This is a genomic window from Oleiphilus sp. HI0043 (assembly GCF_001634935.1).
Window position 1 is genome coordinate 1 of the sequence record NZ_LWEY01001825.1, and the last position, 777, is coordinate 777.

Here is a 777-nt window from a genome sequence, read left to right on the forward strand (position 1 = left end):
TGCTTTATTATCTAACCAAGCATGAAGAGATTTCAGAATCTAAGTCACGAGAGTTTCTGCTAACTGCGACAGTCATCGGCGCGATAATTAAAGATACTGGCTCTATATCGGGGGCTGAGGTCGGTTGCCAAGGGGAAATCGGTTCTGCCTCAGCGATGGCGGCAGCTGCTTGCTGTGCTGTCATGGGGGGGACTATTTGGCAAATAGAAAATGCAGCAGAGATTGCCCTAGAACACCATTTAGGTATGACTTGCGATCCGGTAAAAGGTCTTGTTCAAGTACCTTGTATAGAGCGGAACGGATTTGGTGCCATCAAAGCCTATGCGGCTGCGTCACTTGCGATGCACGGTAACGGTAGCCATTTAATTACCTTGGATAATTGTATTGCGGCGATGAAGCAAACTGGTGAGGCAATGTCAGAAGAGTTCAAGGAAACCTCTCAGGGAGGGTTAGCAGTCAGGTGGGTAGACTGTTAACATTATCTGAATAAATTAGGTATGGGAGATAAAGGATGACAGAAAGCGCAATCGTTTGGCGCAGTTGCGCAAAGGCACGCTTGAAGAAGGTCCCTTTTTTCATTAGGCCATTTGTAAAATCCCGCGTAGAAAAAGTTGCCAGGGCTCGTAATTTAACAGAGATAAATGAGGGCTTGCTAATTGAAATTAAACGAAAAGAAATGCCCGGTTAGAGTGGGAATATTCGTTTTTTCGGTGTGTTTTATCGTCTTTTCGCGGTAAACTCTGCGAGTGTTATAAAGGAACCTCAAATCTCTAATGA

At 44.9% G+C, this 777-nt stretch carries 2 protein-coding genes; both read left to right on the forward strand.

Going from position 1 to position 777, the window contains the following annotated elements:
* On the forward strand, positions 1-476 hold a 476-nt coding region (locus A3729_RS28140; RefSeq protein WP_197476213.1), incomplete at its 5' end, for an L-serine ammonia-lyase, iron-sulfur-dependent, subunit beta.
* A gap of 35 nt (positions 477-511) precedes the next feature.
* Positions 512-688 carry a PCP reductase family protein gene (locus A3729_RS34745; RefSeq protein ID WP_082865032.1) on the forward strand — a complete coding sequence of 59 codons (177 nt, stop codon included), beginning with the start codon at positions 512-514 and terminating at the stop codon, positions 686-688.
* The last annotated feature ends 89 nt before the right edge of the window (positions 689-777 follow it).

Bases quoted from the DNA above. Each gene is read 5' to 3' on its own strand.
- A3729_RS34745 (WP_082865032.1), top strand. From the start codon at position 512: ATGACAGAAAGCGCAATCGTTTGGCGCAGTTGCGCAAAGGCACGCTTG.